Source organism: Burkholderia sp. MSMB1589WGS (assembly GCF_001636105.1).
Taxonomy (GTDB): Bacteria; Pseudomonadota; Gammaproteobacteria; order Burkholderiales; family Burkholderiaceae; genus Burkholderia; species Burkholderia humptydooensis.
Genome location: NZ_LNJT01000007.1, coordinates 120,535 through 136,603, shown reverse-complemented (window position 1 = coordinate 136,603; position 16,069 = coordinate 120,535). Strand labels below are relative to the sequence as shown.

Here is a 16,069-nt window from a genome sequence, read left to right as displayed (position 1 = left end):
TGCGCGCCGCTTCAGGTGAACTGAAGCGCGATCAGCTCGGCCAGGTCGCTCAGGTCGCGGCGGCTGACCCAGCGGCCCGAGCGGATCTGCCGCTCCTGCTGCTCGATGCCCTCGCGCACGAGATCGAGCCCGCCTTGCCCCGCGCAGCCCTTGAGCGAATGCAGAATGTTCAGGATGCCTTCGGTATCCTTCGCGTGCCACGCCACTTCCGCCTGCTGGTGCAGCTCCTTGAGCGTCTTGTGCAGTTGATCGCGCATCATCTGGTCGTTCCAGTCCAGGAGCGGCATGTTCGCTATCGCATTGGGCGCGAGCTCCATGCCGCGCGCGAGCTGCGTGGCGGCCACCTGGTTCAGCGTGGCCGCCATCTGTTCGAGCGACACGGGCTTGGTCAGATAGGCGTTCATTCCCGCCTGCCGCGCTCGCTCGTGTTCCGTGGGCATCGCATTGGCCGTCAGCGCCACGATCGGCGTGTCGGGATCGAGGACCCGCTCGTCCGCATGACGCCAGCGGCGCGTGGTCGCCATCCCGTCCATGTCCGGCATCCGCACGTCCATCAGCACGAGATCGAACACCTGGGTGCGGCCCAGCGCGAGCGCCCGCTCGCCCGAGGCCGCCGCCTGGCACTGGTGGCCGAGTTCGCGCAGCATCTTGCCGACGATGTCGCGATTGACGGCGACGTCGTCGACGACGAGCACCTTGAGCGTCCACGGGCACATCGCCGTCGGCCGCGCATCGTCCTGCACCGCCTCGCCGCGCAGCACCTGCGCGATGCTGCGGTAGAGCTTGCCGGGCAGGTAGCACAGCTCCGGCATCGCCAGGAGCGGATTGTCGCCGTCGACGGGCTCCAGCCCCCAACTGCGCAATTGCGCGTGCAGCGTCGCGGGCGCCGTCACACTGCCCGCGAGCGGCGTCGGCGCAACCTCGCCGCGCTGCAGGGGCAGCAGCACGGTGAACTGGGTGCCGCGCCCGAGCTGGCTGCTCATCAGGATCTCGCCGTTCATCAGGTTCGCGAGCCGCGATGCGATCGGCAGGCCGAGCCCGTTGCCGCTGTCGTGCGCGCGCACCTGCACGAACGGCTTGAAGATGTCGAGCTGGTACGACGGCGGGATGCCTTTGCCCGTATCCTCCACGATCATCGCGAGCCGATTGCCGCGCCGCTCGACGACGAGGCGGATGCTGCCGAAATCGGTGAACTTGACCGCATTGCCGAGCAGGTTGATGAGGATCTGCCGCACCCGCAGCGCATCGAGCCAGATCTGCTGCGGCACGTCGGGCGCGACGAAGGTCGATAGCGTGAGATGCTTCTCGTTCGCGCGCAGGTGGATCGTCAGCATTGCCTGGTCGAGCAGCGGCAGCAGTTGCGTCTGTTCGTAGGCCAGCTCCAGGTGGCCAGCCTCGATGCGCGAATAGTCGAGCACGTTGTTGACGATCCCGAGCAGGTAGCCGGATGACTGCTGCGCGACGCCGACCAGCTCCTGCTGGCGCGGCTGCAACTGGCTGCGCGCGAGCAGCGCAAGCGCGCCCATGATGCCGTTCAGCGGCGTGCGGATCTCATGGCTGATGCTCGCGATGTGCTCGCTCTTGCTGTGATTCGCCGACTCCGCCATGCGCTTCGCCTCGTTCAGCTCGCGGGTGCGCTCGTCGACCTTGTTCTCCAAGGTCTTGTGATACGCGTTCAGCGTGCTGAGCAAGGTGTTGTACGCGCGCGCGATCCGCCCGAGCTCGTCGTCGTGGCGCGCGGGCAGCCGGCGGCCCCAGTCGCCGTCGCGCTGCGCGTCGATGGTCTCGACGATCAGCCTGAGCGGCCGTCCCAGTTGCCACTGCAGGATCTGGAACACCACGACGATGAGCCATAGCTGCATCACGAGCGTCCACGGCACGGTCTGGCGCAGCAAGATCATCACCTTGTCGGTGACGGCCGCCGCCGGGAAAATCACCGCGAGCTGCCAGTGCGGACCATCGAGCGGCATGCACACTACGTATTGGTTGTTGACGCGCCGCGAATAGCTCTGCGCGCACATCGGCAGTTGGTCCAGCGCCCGGTTCAGGTCGGTGGGCACCTCGCCGTCGGACCACAGCAGCTCGCCCTGCGCGGAGCGCAGCACGAAACGCGGCTCGCGATCGAGATGCAGTTCCTTGCTGAACTGCGACAGATCGCCGATGCGCACATTCTGGCCGGCCATCACGCCCGATTCGCGATCGATCGCAGTTGCGGCAACCTGCACGAAGCCGTGCGAATCCCGGTGCGCGTCGCTCCAGCGCATGTCGCCGCCCGCCTGAGCGGCGCCGCGCAGCGACATCAGCATGGTGAGCTTGCGCTGCATGTCGGCGGCGCTGGCTTCCGCCGCGCGATACAGCACGATGCCTTCCGTCGGCAGCAGCAGGAACGCGTCGCGACGGCTCTCCGGATCCGCGTCGCCGAAGATCCCGAGGATCTCCCGCGCACGACGGACCAGCGCCGCGTCGCCGCGCGCGTCGGGAAACGAGACGAACATCGTGTGCGGCGACGGTTTGGCCGCCGGATCGAGCGTGGTCAGGCGCTGGTTCAGGGTCTTCCAGACCCACAGCAGCGCACGCGTATGGTGCTGCGCATCGTCGAAGCGACGATTCTCGCGACCGACGACCTCCTTGAGCTCCCAGCTCAGCACATCGCGCAGTTCGCTTTGCGTCCCCTTGTAGCGGTAGTAAAAGCTGATTGCTTCGGACAACATCCAGAACAAAACCATCGCGCAGCAAAGGATCGCGACGATGCGTGCCGTCAGCGATTTTTCCCAGAATGGGCGCATGTTTTTTTCCATCAAGAGTCCAGCGCGTGCAGTCCTTAAGTCATGGCTGCACAGGCCCTTTTCAGGTCTTCGCCGGATGGTTCGTGCGACCGCAATTATAGAAGATGCGTCGTGCCTTTCCGCCGCGGAAGGGCTTTTCCTTCAGGAGTCGAATGGATTTGCAAACGGAGCGCAAGCTGGAACAGTTCCTGCGACTGCTCGAATTGCCCTGCTCGCGCATCGCGCCGCGCCTCGAATTCGCCCAACCGCCGCTGCGCGTCTTCATCGAGGCCGTCGGCGCGCGACTGGTGCTGTCCGTCGCGCGGCCGGTCGAGGCTGCGCGACGCGACGACGCCCTGCGACGACTCGTCGGACGCTGCGATCCGGCCCGCCACGGCGGCCTGGTCCTGCGGGCCTGCGTGCTGCGCCGCGACCTGATGCTCAGTTGCACGCTCGACGCCGCGCACGACGTCGGCGCGTGGCTCGACGCGCATCGCACGCTGCGCCGCCTGCTCGACACGCACGCGGGGGACGCACGGTGAACCGGATCAGCCGCTGGCTGGCGCTCGTCGCGTCGCGCCAGGACATCGCGCTCGCGGTGCTGCTGCTCGTCGCGGTGTTCATGATGATCGTGCCGCTGCCGACGGGGCTCGTCGATCTGATGATCGCGTTCAACCTGATGATCGCGATCATCCTGCTGATGATGTCGCTCTACATCCGCGACCCGCTCGAATTCGCTGCGTTCCCGTCGGTCCTGCTGATCACAACGCTGTACCGGCTCGCGCTGACGATCAGCACCACCCGCCTGATCCTGCTGCAGGCCGACGCGGGCGAGATCGTCTACACCTTCGGCAGCTTCGCCGTGGGCGGCAATCTCGGCGTCGGGCTGATCGTGTTCGTGATCATCACGATCGTCCAGTTCATCGTCATCACGAAGGGCTCGGAGCGCGTCGCGGAGGTCGGCGCGCGCTTCTCGCTCGACGGCATGCCCGGCAAGCAGATGAGCATCGACGGCGACATGCGCGCCGGCATCATCGACGCCAACGAGGCGCGCCGCCAGCGCGGCCTCGTCCAGAAGGAAAGCCAACTGTACGGCGCGATGGACGGCGCAATGAAGTTCGTCAAGGGCGATGCCATCGCGGGCATCATCATCATCCTCGTCAACATCCTGGGGGGCACGGCCGTCGGCGTGTTCATGCACGGCATGAGCGCGAGCGAGGCGATGTCGACCTACGCGATCCTGTCGATCGGCGACGGCCTGATCGGCCAGATTCCCGCGCTGCTGATTTCGATCACGGCCGGCATCATCGTCACGCGCGTGCCCGGCGAGGTCCGCCAGTCACTCGCGGCGGACCTCACCGAGCAGATCGGCCGGCAACCCCAGGCCCTGTGGCTCGCAGGCGCCGTGCTGCTGGTGTTCGCGGTGCTGCCGGGCTTTCCGGTGGCGTACTTCCTCGCGCTGGCCGCACTGATGCTCGGCGGGGCCTGGCTGCTCAAGCGGCGCGGCCGCCGCGCGGGCACGGCTGGCGCGGCGCATGCCGCGAACGGCGCGGCGCCGGGCGCGGCGAACGGCGCCGGCCCGGCCGACACCGCGATGACGCCGGGAGCCGTGCCGCTGATGATCCGCTTCGCGGAATCCGCCGCGCGCGCCGACAAGCTGGCCGACGCGCTCGAAGCGCTGCGCTGGCGCACCTTTGAGCAGTTGGGCCTGCCCTTGCCCGACATCCACCTGCAGGCCGCCGCCGATCTCGACGCCGACACGGTCGAGGTGCTGCTGTACCAGGAACCCGTGCTGGCGCTCAGTGTGCCGCGCGATCTGCTGCTCGCCGACGCGCGCGGTGCGGGCGTCGCGCACAGCGAGCGCGTCGACACGCTGCCGTTCGGCAAGCTACGTCTGCACTGGATCGCGCCGGGGCAAGCCGATACGCTCGCTGCGCTCGGCATCGTGCTGCACCGGGACGAGGCGCGCATCGCCCACTGTCTGTCGCTCGTCGTCGAGCGCTTCGCGAACCAGTTCGTCGGCGTGCAGGAGACCCGCTTTCTGATGGACGCGATGGAAGCGCGCTACGCGGAACTCGTGAAGGAGGTGCAGCGCCAGATGCCGATCGGACGAATCGCGGACGTGTTGCAGCGGCTCGTCGAGGAAGGCATTTCGGTGCGCGACCTGCGCAGCATCTTCGAGGCGCTGATCGAATGGGCGCCGCGCGAGAAGGATCCGGTGATGCTCGTCGAGTATGTGCGCATCGCGCTGCGCCGCCACATCGGCGCGCGCTATCGCGCGGGCCAGGCATGGATCAGCGGCTGGATGATCGGCGACCGTATCGAGGCGATGGTGCGCGAGTCGATCCGCCAGACCGCCGCCGGCTCGTATTCGTCGCTGGGCGCCGAATCCAGCCGCGCCATCCTCGGCCAGATCCGCGCCGCGCTCGCCGATGCCGACCTGCGCCGCGTCGTGCTGCTGACGGCGGTCGACGTGCGCCGCTTCATCCGCAAGATGGTCGAGCGGGAATTCGGCGGCCTTGCCGTGCTGTCGTTCCAGGAGATCGGCGACGAAGCCGAGCTCCGCGTGATCGGCACCATCGACCTGATCGGGGAGCCTGCCGATGCGCTTGCCTGACCCCGACCAGTTGCGCGCGCGCGTCGCCGCACGCCTCGTGCCGCGCGGCGACGCGCCCGTTGCGCACACCCGCTTCGGCCGCGTGACCGAGGTCGGCCCGACGCTCGTGCGCGCGACGCTGCCGCACGTGGGGCTCGCGGAGCTCTGCCGCCTCGAACCCGCTGGCATCGACGCCGAAGTCGTGTCGATCGAAGGCGACACCGCGCTGCTGTCGCCGTTTGCGGAACCGCGCGGCATCGCCGCCGGCTGCGCGGTGCGGCCGCTCGGCCGTGCGCACCGGATCCCGGTTGGCACGTTCCTGCTCGGCCGCGTGGTCGATGGCCTCGGTCGTCTGTTCGACCACGGCCCGGACGTGCCGGACAGCGCCACCTGGGTCGATCTGGCGCGCTCCGCGCCCGATCCGCTGCGCCGCGCGATCATCGATACGCCCTTGCCGCTCGGCGTGCGGGCGATCGACGGCCTCCTGACCTGCGGGCGCGGCCAGCGCGTCGGCATCTTCGCGGCCGCCGGCGGCGGCAAGAGCACGCTACTCGGCATGATCTGCGACGGCAGCCTCGCCGACGTGACCGTGCTCGCACTAATCGGCGAGCGCGGTCGCGAGGTGCGTGAGTTTCTCGAACACACGCTCACGCCCGAGGCGCGCGCACGTGCGATCGTCGTGGTGGCTACCTCCGACCGCCCCGCGCTCGAGCGGCTGAAGGCGGCCTATACCGCCACCGCGATCGCCGAGCACTTCCGCGACCAGGGCCGCGACGTGCTGCTGATGATGGATTCGCTGACCCGCTTCGCGCGCGCGGCGCGCGAAATCGGCCTCGCCGCCGGCGAAAAGCCCGCGGCCGGCAGCTATCCGCCCAGCTTCTTCGCGCGCCTGCCGGGCCTGCTCGAACGCGCAGGCCCGGCCGCCACGGGCAGCATCACCGGCCTCTACACAGTGCTCGTCGAGGGCGACAACCTGAACGAGCCCGTCGCGGACGAGGTGCGCTCGATCCTCGACGGCCACATCGTGCTGTCGCGCAAGCTCGCCGAGGCGAATCACTATCCGGCGATCGACATCGGCGCGAGCGTGAGCCGCGTGATGAGCCAGATCGTCGCCACGCGCCATCGCGACGGCGCGGCGCGGCTGCGTCGGCTAGACGCCGTGTATCGCGACATCGAGCTGCTGGTGCGGGTCGGCGAATACCGGCACGGCGCCGATCCCGAAGCCGACGACGCCCTCGCCCGCCGCGAGGCGATCCGGCAATTCCTCTGTCAGTCCGTCACGGATAAAACCTCCTTCGATCAAACGCTAGAACAGTTATGGACCACAGTGGACGCTCGACCCTGACCACGCTCATGGAGCTCAAAGTGCGGCGCGAACGCAACATCCGCGCCGCGCTCGCGCTGCTCGACCAGCGCGAAACCGCCCTGCTCGCCGACAAGGCCGCCTTGCTCGACGAACGGCGCGCACTATGGAATGCCTGGCGTACCTGCAGCGCCGTCGACAGGGTGCACGACCACGCCTCGCTGCAATTGCTCAAGCACGAGCTGGCCGGCTATCACCATCGCGACCAGACGCTCGTCGATCGCGTCGAGCTGGTCGATGCGCAATGCACGGAGCTGCGGCTCGAGCGCGATCAGCAGCGTGCGCTGCTGCGCCGCGCGCAGATCGATCACGAAAAACTCAAGACCTTGCTGGAGTGACACGATGTCCGTTCAGTTCAAGCCCGGCCCGTCGGCCGGTTCACGCGTGGCAGACGCGGCCAGAGCGCCGCGTGTCGTGCAGGTCGCCGACGTGCGGCGCTTCGCCAATTGCCTGACGAGACCCCACGACGAGCGCGATGCGCATGACGGCGACGACGCGGCCCGCCGTCGCCTGTCCGTCGCGCCCGCGGCAGCGGCCCGCTTCGAACGGCTCCACGGCCGCCCCGGCGTGGCCGCGGATGCGCTGAGCTGGCGCCTGACCCGCGGCCGCTTCGCTGGGCTCGTCGTGCAGGCGCGCCTGCAACAGGGCACGCTGATCATCACGCTCGTCCCGGCCAACGCCGGCCAGCGCGCGCTCGTCGCGCGTCATCGCGCGCGAATCGAGGCGGCCTGCGCCGCCCGCTTCGCGGGCCCCACCGTCGTGACCTGGCGCGATGCGAACGATCCCGCTTGACGCCGGCACGGCCCCCGTCCTGCGCACGCTCGGGCACGGCCGCGCGTATCGGCGCGACACGGACGCCTTGACCCTGCTATTTCGCCGCGGCGGCGGCACGGGCCTCATCCTGACCAGCCGCGCCGACGACGCCGTGGTACGCGTCTGGTGCGACAGCGCGCAATGGTGCCGCTGGATTGCTCCCGTGCTGCCTGTCGCCGACTGGCACGCCGTTCCCAATGAACTGTGCGCGGCGCTGGCCGCCTGGACCTTCGCCTGCGTCGCGCCGTGCGCCGCGGCGGCCGGTCTCGCGTGGCCGCAAGCCGAAGCCGTCGAGCCCGAGGCCTGCTCGATCACGAACCGCTGGCTGCTGCGCCTCGAACGCGGGGGCGCGACGCTCGACCTGCAGATCCTCGATGCGCCGAGCACCTGGATTGCGCAACTGGCCGCCGGCCTCGATCCGCTCGACGCCCCGCCCGGCGATGCGCCCGGCCGCCCCGCGCCCGCGTTGCGCGTCGCGTTGATAGCGGGCTGGAGCTGCATCGACACCACGCAGCTTGCGCGCCTGCACCGCGGCGACGCACTGCTGCTGCACCACGCCTACGCCGTCGCCGACGGCGAACTGGGCCTTTTTACCGACCGGCCGCTCGCCAGCGTCATCCGCCGCGACGCGCTCGGCTACACGATAGGAGTCACGATGGAAACCTTTGACGACTGGCTGGACGTCGAGCCCGCGGACCCCGCGGCGACACTGCCCCTCGTGTTGCCGCTGGACGCCAGCGTGCGGATCGTCGCGCAGGCCGCGGCGATCGACGTGCCGCTCGACCGGCTCGCCGCGCTCAGGCCCGGCGACATCCTGGAAGGCCCCGCGATCGGCGACGGCCTGTGCACGCTGAAGATCGGCGGCAGGCCGTTCGCGCGCGGGATGCTGCTCGACATCGACGGACGCCTCGCGATCCGCATCGAGCACTTCGTGTAGTCGCGCGGGCGCGCCGCCGGTTCAGGTCTACGCCGGATGGGCCTCGCGGCGCGTGCGCCCCACAATGGCCCCGATGAAGATTTCCTGCGGAGTGATGCATGAGCGTGCTCGACCAGCCCGTTCAATTGATCGTGGTGTTGTTCGCGTTGTCGATCCTGCCGCTGCTGATGGTGCTCGGATCCTCGTTCCTCAAGCTCGCAGTCGTGTTCGCGCTGCTACGCAACGCGCTCGGCACGCAGCAGATCCCGCCGAACATCGCGCTGTACGGGCTCGCGCTCGTGCTGACGCTGTTCATCATGGCGCCCGTCGGGCTCGCGATCCAGGACAACCTCGCCGAGCATCCCGTACAGCTCGACGACAAGCAGTTCACGCAGCAGGTCGAGACAACGATCCTCGCGCCGTACCGCGACTTTCTGGCGCGCAACACCGCCCGAGCCCAGGTGCGCTTCTTTGCCGACATCGGCCATCGCACCTGGCCCGAGCCGTACCGCAACCGCATTCCGGACGATTCGCTGATCGTGCTGATACCGGCGTTCGCGATCAGCCAACTGATCGAGGCGTTCAAGATCGGCCTGCTCCTGTTCCTGCCGTTCGTCGCGATCGACCTGATCGTGTCCAACGTGCTGCTTGCGATGGGCATGATGATGGTCTCGCCAATGACGATCGCGCTGCCGCTCAAGCTGCTCGTGTTCGTGCTGATCAACGGCTGGGAAAAGCTGCTCGGCCAGCTCGTCCTGTCGTTCCACTGAGCGCGTCGCGCCCGCCTGCCCCATGAGCGAAGCCGTCATTACCCAGTTGGCCGCGCAGATGATGTGGCTCGTGCTGCTGCTGTCGCTGCCGGTAGTGGTGGTCGCGTCGGTGGTAGGCATCCTCGTGAGCCTCGTGCAAGCGCTGACCCAGGTACAGGATCAGACGATCCAGTTCCTGATCAAGCTGCTGGCCGTCGCAGTCACGCTCGCCGCCACCTATCACTGGATGGGCGACGTGCTGATCAACTACGCGACCCAGAGCTTCAACCAGATCGGCGGGATGAGGCCATGACGGCCGCGATGGCCGGCGAATGGCTGCCGATGGTCGCGCTGTCGATGCTGCGTCCGCTCGGCGCGATGCTGCTGGTGCCGGTGTTCAGTACCGGCACGCTCGGCGGCACGCTCGCGCGCAACGCGCTGGTATTGGCGATCTCGCTGCCGGTGCTCGCCCTGCACGATCTGTGGCCCGCCGTCGACGGCGCGCGGTCGTGGGCCGCCTATCTGTGGCTTGCGTGCGGCGAACTGAGCATCGGCCTCGTGATCGGCTTCTGCGCGGCGGTGCCGTTCTGGGCGCTCGACATGGCGGGATTCCTGATCGACACGATGCGCGGCGCCTCGATGGCGAGCGTGCTGAATCCCTTGCTCGGCCAGCAATCGTCGATGATGGGCATCGTATTCTCGCAGGTGTTCTCGCTGCTGTTCATGATGTTCGGCGGCTTTCATGCGCTGCTCGAAGCCCTCTACGCGTCCTACCTGACGCTGCCGCCCGGCGCGGCGTTCCGCTTTCGACCGGCCGCGCTCGACTTTCTCGGCCAGCAATGGCAATTGATGTACACGCTGTGCCTGCGCTTCGCGATGCCCGCGATCGTCGCGATCCTGCTGGTCGACATGGCGCTCGGGCTCGTCAATCGCTCGGCGCAGCAGCTCAATGTGTTCTTCGTCGCGATGCCGATCAAGAGCGCATTTGCGCTGCTGATGATGATCATCTGCGCGAACTTCGCGTTCCAACTGCCGCTCTCTGAAAGCCTTCGGCTCGTCGAGCACGCTGCCGCGCTGACGAACCGACTGCGATGAGCGAGAAGACCGAGCAGCCCACCGCCAAGAAGCGCGCCGATGCGCGCCGCAAGGGCCAGGTCGCGAAGAGCGTCGAGATCACGAGCGGCGCGCAGTTGGCGGTCCTGCTCGGCTACTTCCTGTTCGAAGGCCCGCATCTGATGCAAGCGTTCGAGACGCTTACCCGCGCGTCCATCGACGTCATCAACGACGATCTCGTCACCGCGCTCGGCCATTGGCTCGGCGTTCTCGGCGCGGTGGTCACGCGCTTCGTGATCGGCCTCGCGCTCGTCGTGATCGGCGTGACCGTGATCGCGGTCGTCGCGCAGATCGGCCCCTTGCTCGCGTCCGAGGCGCTGAAGCCGTCCGTCGACAAGATCAACCCAATCAATAATGCGAAACAGATGTTCTCGATGAAGAGCCTGTTCGAGTTCGCGAAGTCGCTGTTCAAAGTCGGCGTGCTGTCGCTCATCTTCTATTACCTGATCCGCGAATACGCGCCGTCGCTGCAATTCCTGCCGCTATGCAGCGTCGAGTGCGGCTTCGCGGTCAGCGTGCGGCTCCTCTACTGGATGTGGGCCGCGCTGATCGGCTTCTATGTGCTGTTCGGTCTCGCCGACTTCGCGTTCCAGCGCTACAACACGACCAAGCAACTGATGATGTCGATCGAGGATATCAAGCAGGAATTCAAGAATTCGGAAGGCAATCCCGAGATGAAGCACAAGCGCAAGGAAATCCACCGCGAGGTGCAAAGCGGCAGTCTCGCCTCGAACGTGGCGAAGTCGACCGTGGTCGTTCGCAATCCGACCCACGTCGCCGTCTGCCTCTACTACGACCCCATCGCGGCCCCGCTGCCGGAAGTCGTCGAGACAGGGCACGGCAAGCGCGCGCTGCATATCGTCGCGCTCGCCGAGCGCGCTGGCGTGCCGGTCGTCGAGAACGTGCCGGTCGCGCGCGCGCTCGCCGCACGCCTCGCGGTCGGCCAGGTCATTCCGTCCGACCTGTTCGAGCCCGTCGCGCATATCCTGCGGCTCGTCATGCATCTCGACTACGATCCCGATCACTATGACGACGACGCGTCCCGTCCGTCCGCCTGATCCGCCGCGACTGGACCGCCAGCGCCGCGTGGGGCGGCTCGTGCTCGCCGCGCTCATGCTCATGCGCGCGCTGTCGGCCACCGCGCAGGATGCGCCCGCGCCGCTCGTCTGGACCCGCGTCGAACCGGTTCAGGCCGACGGCGACCCGGCGCACGCGCAAGCCGCGCCTGCGCCACCCGTTGCGCCTCCCGGCCCGGCCGGGCCCCAACCCGCCGCGCACGGCGCGCGCTACGATGCGTTGATCGACGCGGTCGCGCGGCAGTTCGAGCTCGACGCCCGACTGCTGCACGCGATGATCGAAACCGAATCGCGCTACGACGCCGACGCGCGCTCCCCCAAGGGCGCCGTGGGCCTGATGCAGGTGATGCCCGAGACCGGCCGCCGCTTCGGCTTCACCGATCTCGCCGATCCCGACACCAACCTGCGGGCGGGCGCGACTTACCTGAAATGGCTGCTGAAGACCTTCGACGACAATCTCGAACTCGCCGTCGCCGGCTACAACGCAGGCGAAGGCGCGGTGATGAAGGCCGGCCGGAAAATCCCGCCGTATCGGGAGACGCAGCTTTATGTGCGCGCGGTACTCAAGCGCTATCGCTCGCCCGGCGAGGCCGCGGCGCCCATCGCGGCCGCGGCGACGCGCGCCGCCATCAGCCGCGCGGACCGACATCGGCCTACGCCGGTCACGATGCTGGGCAAGCTCGCCAGCCTGCTGCTGTCCTCACCCCGCGCGTCGACTTCGGCGAGCCCTTGACTCCGGGCGCCGTTCAGCATGCGCTGCAACGCCGCGGGGCTTTCGTGGACTGCTCGCGCCCGCTGTCGGAGCCGACGAACAGATAGTTTTTCCGACCGAGCGCGACACAGCGCAGGGCGTTTTCGGCAAGCACGTTGCTGATCTCGGCCCGACCGACGTGAACATCGTAGATATACCGCCTCGCATGATCCCAGCATGCTGCTTCGTGGATCTCGCCGCTTTCGATGAGCCACACGCGGCGGTCCCAGCGCCGGAAGCGCGCGCTTGCCGCATCATCGCGCGTCACGCTGCGCGCGCCAGGGAACTGCTGGGCGAACGCGCGTGCCGGTGACGTGAAATCCTCGTCGACCGACGGGGCGGAAAACGTCCATGAGCCGGCAGCCGAAGCGCGCTCGCGCGTGACGGTGCCGACCCAGACTGGAACGTCGCGATCGGCTGACGACCCGCTCGGCCGTTCAATGACGTGGTCGCCTCGCCACAGCCGCAGCACGGCCTGCATGTCCGGCGAAGCCGCGTCGCCTTGCACGAATGTCATGGCTGGCGGGGCGCCGTCATGGAACTTGAGGACCACCGCGCGACGCCCCGTCCACGGCGCCCAGGCCGGGCCGCCGGGAGCCGTTCGCCAGCCCGCGGCCTGCAGGGCGCGCCCGATCGCGGTGGCGGCCCCGGCCCACTGAATGGTGAACGGCTCGTCGATCCGGCCCACCACCGCGACCCGCCCCACGGGCAGCGCACGCCATCCATGCGAGCGCCATTGCGCGGCCGTCATTCGCTCGATATGGCGGGTCGGCGCGTAGAGCATCATGTCGGCGTCGTGATGCCGAACAATGTGCAGCGCGGCGGCCGCCAGCATCGTGATCACGACGATCCCCGTGAGCTTCCTCGACCCGATGGACGGGTTTTCCCGGAGCGAGTATGCGATGGCGAGACCCGCGACCCATGCGAGACCCAGGCTCGCGCCGGCGACGACGTCGGATACCCAGTGCACGCCCAGATAAAGGCGTGACGTGGCGATTAACGTCACCGCGATCGTTGTTGCGACGAGAATCGCGACGCGTGTTCGATGTCGCTGGCCCGCGCCCGCACATAGCAGAAACGCAAGGAACCCGTACGCGACCAGGGCAAGCGTCGCGTGACTGCTTGGAAAGGAGAAGCTCTCGATGCCCGCGGCGAACGGGTTCGGCCGGGCACGATGCAGCAGGAGCTTGAACAGCTTGACGATGACTTCGGCGCCGCCCACCGCGCCGAGCCAGTACAGCGCCGCACGCCAGAGCCGATGCCAGATCAGCCACGAGAGCACGACCAGCACGACGGGAACGACCACTGCCGCGTCGCCCAGCTCGGACAGCCCGGTCATCATGCTGTCGAGCCACGACGGCCGGATGTCTTGCAAGACGCGCCAGACAATGAGGTCCGCCTGCAGGAGCGGGTCCCGCGAAATCACGTCCTCCAGCACGCCGAGGAACAGCCAGACACTGCCGACGATCAGCATCAGCGTCGCCGTGACGAATACGATGTGCGCCCGCCACAGGGACAGCAGTGCGTGCAGGACCGGTTTTGTCGCCGCGGCGTCGCCGTCTGTCGGTGGCGCTTCACCGGCGCGGGATCGGATCGTGAGCGCGTGCATGCCTGAACATGCCAGCATTGAAATGCCGGTCGCGCCGAGCCAAATCCGCACGGGCAGCACTTCGATCGCAAAGAAGGTCCGCAATCGCCCAACGACGACAATGGCGGCGAACGCGGCGGCCATCCCCGCGACGATGCCCAGCCGCGAGGCGTTGAACGGCCGCGCAAGCTGCGCAAGAATCCAGAGCGCGATGGCGCACAGCGTCACGGTCGCGGCAGTCCGCGCCTGATCGAGCGTGCCGTGGAGATAGCTGAGCGTGATCGCGTAGGCCGCGAACGTCGCGATGGCCGCCAGCACGCCGGAAGGCACCGTGAAGTGCAGCACGCGTTCGACGAAGCCGCTCTTCGCGCGCTCGGCGCTCGGTTCGAGCGACAGAAAGAACGCCGGGATGCCGATGGTCAGCGAGCCGACCAGCGTCAGATGTCGCGGGAGAAACGGAAAGGCGAGATCGGCGATGCCCACTGCGAAAGCGAGCAGCATCGCATACACCGTTTTCGTCACGAACAGATTGGCGACCCGCTCGATGTTGCCGATGACCCTCCTGCCTTCGCTCACGATCGCGGGCAGGCTCGCGAAGCGGTTGTCGGTCAGCACCGCCTGGGCGACGGCCGCCGCGGCGCTGCTGCCCCCGCCCATTGCGATGCCGATGTCGGCTTCCTTGAGCGCAAGGAGATCGTTCACGCCGTCGCCGACCATCGCGACCACATGGCCGCGGGCCCGCAACGCCGCAACCATCGCCGCCTTCTGCCGCGGCGAGACGCGGCCGAATACGGACTCACGCTCCATCCGTTCGCCGAGCAGCGCCCCGTCGTCGGATAACGCGCGAGCATCGACGCCCGTCCATGCAGACGCGATGCCCACGCGCCGGGCGACTTCGGCCGCCGTATCCGGGTGATCGCCGGAGATCACCTTCAGCGAGACGCCCTCTGCGGCAAACCACGCCACGGTGCCGGGCGCATCGTCCCGGATGCGCTCCGCGAGCAGCACCAGCGCGACGGGCGTCAACAGCCGCGGTAGCCCATCATCGGCAAGCGGCAGGTCCGAACGCGCAAGCAGCAGCACCCTGCGCCCGTCGTGCGCATGGCGGGACACGGCCGCGCGCACGTCGTCGGCCATCGCGGCGCCGGCGAGCATGACATCCGGCGCACCGAGCACCCAGGTGCCGCGTTCGCCGAACGATGCGCCGGCCCACTTTCTCGCGGAGGAGAACGGCACAGTGCGGTTGGCTTGCCAGCCCGGCGAGACCGCATAGCGGGAGGCGATGGCGCGCAATGTGGCATTCGGCGCGGGTTCGCCGAGGACGAGCGCGGCAAGCGCATCGTGCGCCGCGCCGTCGCCGGCGAGCATCTCGACCTGCTCGAGGACGGGCTCGCCTTGCGTGAGCGTACCGGTCTTGTCGATGCACACCACGTCGACACGCGCCAGCGTCTCGATGGCCGGCAACGCCTGCATCAGCGTGCCGCGTCGCGCGAGCCGCATCGCACCGACCGCGAGGGCGACGCTCGTGAGCAGCACCAGCCCCTCCGGCACCATGCCGACGACGCCGCCCGCGGAAAACAGCACCGCTTGTGCAAAGGGCATCTGACGCAACAGTTGCGTCGCGACCAGCAATACCGACAGCGGCGCGATCGCCCACCCGGCGTAGCGCAGGATACGGTTGATGCCGGCCGCGAGCTCCGAACGCGCGGGCGCGAAGCGCCGCGCCTGCGCCGCGAGCCGGTGCGCCCACGCCTGCTGTCCGACGGCCGTTGCGCGATACCAGCCCTGCCCCGCGACGACGAAGCTGCCGGACAGCAGCCGCGCCCCACACGCCTTGTCCTGCGGCTCGGATTCTCCGGTCAGCAGCGACTCGTCGACTTGCAGCCCGGCAGAAGCCGCGACGATACCGTCGACCACGATCTGCGCGCCGCGCCCGATCCCGATCAGGTCGTCCTTCACGATGTCGGCAACGTCGATTTCGATCGTCCGCCCGTCGCGGCGCACGTGCGTGCGCGGCTGGTGAAGCAGCGCGAGACGATCGAGCGTGCGCTTCGCCCGCCATTCCTGAACGATGCCGATGAGCGAGTTCGCCACAAGCACGCCGCCGAACAGCGCGTCCTGCCACGGGCCCGCGATGAGCACCGCGGCGCACAGCGAGCCGAGGAGCGCGTTGAAGCGCGTGAACACGTTGGCGCGCACGATGTCGGCGAGGCTGCGGCTGGTCCGGCGCTCGATCCGGTTGACGTCGCCGCGCTGCCTGCGCTCGGTCACTTCAGACGAACCGAGGCCGTCGGGGAGTGCCGCCATCGGTTGCAGTTCGTCCATGCGGTGCCTCCTCT

12 protein-coding genes and 2 pseudogenes are annotated in these 16,069 nt (G+C 68.4%); 11 read left to right on the top strand and 3 right to left on the bottom strand.

The window, feature by feature from the left end; translation table 11 throughout:
* Nucleotides 1-11: 11 nt before the first annotated feature.
* Nucleotides 12-2,786 (bottom strand): two component system sensor kinase, encoded by a 2,775-nt coding sequence (locus WT16_RS08570; RefSeq protein WP_231892041.1) that lies wholly within the window; start codon nt 2,784-2,786, stop codon nt 12-14.
* A 152-nt stretch (nt 2,787-2,938) separates the two neighbouring features.
* Between WT16_RS08570 and WT16_RS08565 the strand changes: the two genes are divergently transcribed.
* The 11 genes from WT16_RS08565 (at nt 2,939) to WT16_RS30620 (ending at nt 12,124) form a co-directional block, all read left to right on the top strand.
* Nucleotides 2,939-3,307 (top strand): secretion protein, encoded by a 369-nt coding sequence (locus tag WT16_RS08565; protein WP_006026782.1) that lies wholly within the window; start codon nt 2,939-2,941, stop codon nt 3,305-3,307.
* Nucleotides 3,304-5,382 carry an EscV/YscV/HrcV family type III secretion system export apparatus protein gene (locus tag WT16_RS08560; RefSeq protein ID WP_015600556.1) on the top strand — a complete coding sequence of 693 codons (2,079 nt, stop codon included), beginning with the start codon at nt 3,304-3,306 and terminating at the stop codon, nt 5,380-5,382. Before WT16_RS08565 ends, WT16_RS08560 begins: the two co-directional genes overlap by 4 nt.
* Nucleotides 5,369-6,706, top strand: a complete 1,338-nt coding sequence (locus WT16_RS08555) for an EscN/YscN/HrcN family type III secretion system ATPase (RefSeq protein WP_063533122.1) — start codon at nt 5,369-5,371, stop codon at nt 6,704-6,706. Before WT16_RS08560 ends, WT16_RS08555 begins: the two co-directional genes overlap by 14 nt.
* The gene (locus WT16_RS08550) at nt 6,679-7,062 is read left to right on the top strand and encodes a hypothetical protein (RefSeq protein ID WP_015600983.1); all 384 of its coding nucleotides are present in this window, start codon (nt 6,679-6,681) and stop codon (nt 7,060-7,062) included. Before WT16_RS08555 ends, WT16_RS08550 begins: the two co-directional genes overlap by 28 nt.
* A gap of 76 nt (nt 7,063-7,138) precedes the next feature.
* Nucleotides 7,139-7,516 (top strand): hypothetical protein, encoded by a 378-nt coding sequence (locus tag WT16_RS08545; RefSeq protein WP_231892040.1) that lies wholly within the window; start codon nt 7,139-7,141, stop codon nt 7,514-7,516.
* On the top strand, nt 7,497-8,474 hold the full coding sequence (locus WT16_RS08540; protein ID WP_063533120.1) for a FliM/FliN family flagellar motor switch protein: 978 nt from the start codon (nt 7,497-7,499) through the stop codon (nt 8,472-8,474). The genes WT16_RS08545 and WT16_RS08540 overlap by 20 nt, the downstream gene beginning before the upstream one ends.
* A gap of 98 nt (nt 8,475-8,572) precedes the next feature.
* Entirely contained in the window at nt 8,573-9,223 is a 651-nt protein-coding gene (gene sctR / locus WT16_RS08535) for a type III secretion system export apparatus subunit SctR (protein WP_006026788.1), read from the top strand.
* Nucleotides 9,224-9,245: 22 nt separating this feature from the next.
* Nucleotides 9,246-9,515 (top strand): EscS/YscS/HrcS family type III secretion system export apparatus protein, encoded by a 270-nt coding sequence (locus tag WT16_RS08530; RefSeq protein ID WP_009916363.1) that lies wholly within the window; start codon nt 9,246-9,248, stop codon nt 9,513-9,515.
* Nucleotides 9,512-10,297 carry a type III secretion system export apparatus subunit SctT gene (sctT, locus tag WT16_RS08525; RefSeq protein WP_006026790.1) on the top strand — a complete coding sequence of 262 codons (786 nt, stop codon included), beginning with the start codon at nt 9,512-9,514 and terminating at the stop codon, nt 10,295-10,297. Before WT16_RS08530 ends, sctT begins: the two co-directional genes overlap by 4 nt.
* Nucleotides 10,294-11,373 (top strand): EscU/YscU/HrcU family type III secretion system export apparatus switch protein, encoded by a 1,080-nt coding sequence (locus WT16_RS08520; RefSeq protein WP_063533119.1) that lies wholly within the window; start codon nt 10,294-10,296, stop codon nt 11,371-11,373. The genes sctT and WT16_RS08520 overlap by 4 nt, the downstream gene beginning before the upstream one ends.
* Entirely contained in the window at nt 11,342-12,124 is a 783-nt protein-coding gene (locus WT16_RS30620) for a lytic transglycosylase domain-containing protein (RefSeq protein ID WP_156521418.1), read from the top strand. Before WT16_RS08520 ends, WT16_RS30620 begins: the two co-directional genes overlap by 32 nt.
* 49 nt (nt 12,125-12,173) lie before the next feature.
* Here WT16_RS30620 and WT16_RS34830 read toward each other — a convergent pair.
* Both WT16_RS34830 and WT16_RS08515 read right to left on the bottom strand, forming a co-directional pair.
* Nucleotides 12,174-12,278, bottom strand: a pseudogene (locus WT16_RS34830) (transposase); the annotation flags it as partial.
* 828 nt (nt 12,279-13,106) lie between these two features.
* Nucleotides 13,107-16,037, bottom strand: a pseudogene (locus WT16_RS08515) (HAD-IC family P-type ATPase); the annotation flags it as partial.
* Between the last annotated feature and the right edge of the window lie 32 nt (nt 16,038-16,069).

What these genes read in the sequence shown, in the direction of transcription:
- WT16_RS08570 (WP_231892041.1), bottom strand. Translation starts at nt 2,786, where the DNA reads ATGCGCCCATTCTGGGAAAAATCGCTGACGGCACGCATCGTCGCGATC.
- WT16_RS08520 (WP_063533119.1), top strand. Translation starts at nt 10,294, where the DNA reads ATGAGCGAGAAGACCGAGCAGCCCACCGCCAAGAAGCGCGCCGATGCG.
- WT16_RS30620 (WP_156521418.1), top strand. Translation starts at nt 11,342, where the DNA reads ATGACGACGACGCGTCCCGTCCGTCCGCCTGATCCGCCGCGACTGGAC.
- WT16_RS08530 (WP_009916363.1), top strand. Translation starts at nt 9,246, where the DNA reads ATGAGCGAAGCCGTCATTACCCAGTTGGCCGCGCAGATGATGTGGCTC.
- WT16_RS08565 (WP_006026782.1), top strand. Translation starts at nt 2,939, where the DNA reads ATGGATTTGCAAACGGAGCGCAAGCTGGAACAGTTCCTGCGACTGCTC.
- WT16_RS08555 (WP_063533122.1), top strand. Translation starts at nt 5,369, where the DNA reads ATGCGCTTGCCTGACCCCGACCAGTTGCGCGCGCGCGTCGCCGCACGC.
- sctT (WP_006026790.1), top strand. Translation starts at nt 9,512, where the DNA reads ATGACGGCCGCGATGGCCGGCGAATGGCTGCCGATGGTCGCGCTGTCG.
- WT16_RS08550 (WP_015600983.1), top strand. Translation starts at nt 6,679, where the DNA reads ATGGACCACAGTGGACGCTCGACCCTGACCACGCTCATGGAGCTCAAA.
- sctR (WP_006026788.1), top strand. Translation starts at nt 8,573, where the DNA reads ATGAGCGTGCTCGACCAGCCCGTTCAATTGATCGTGGTGTTGTTCGCG.
- WT16_RS08540 (WP_063533120.1), top strand. Translation starts at nt 7,497, where the DNA reads ATGCGAACGATCCCGCTTGACGCCGGCACGGCCCCCGTCCTGCGCACG.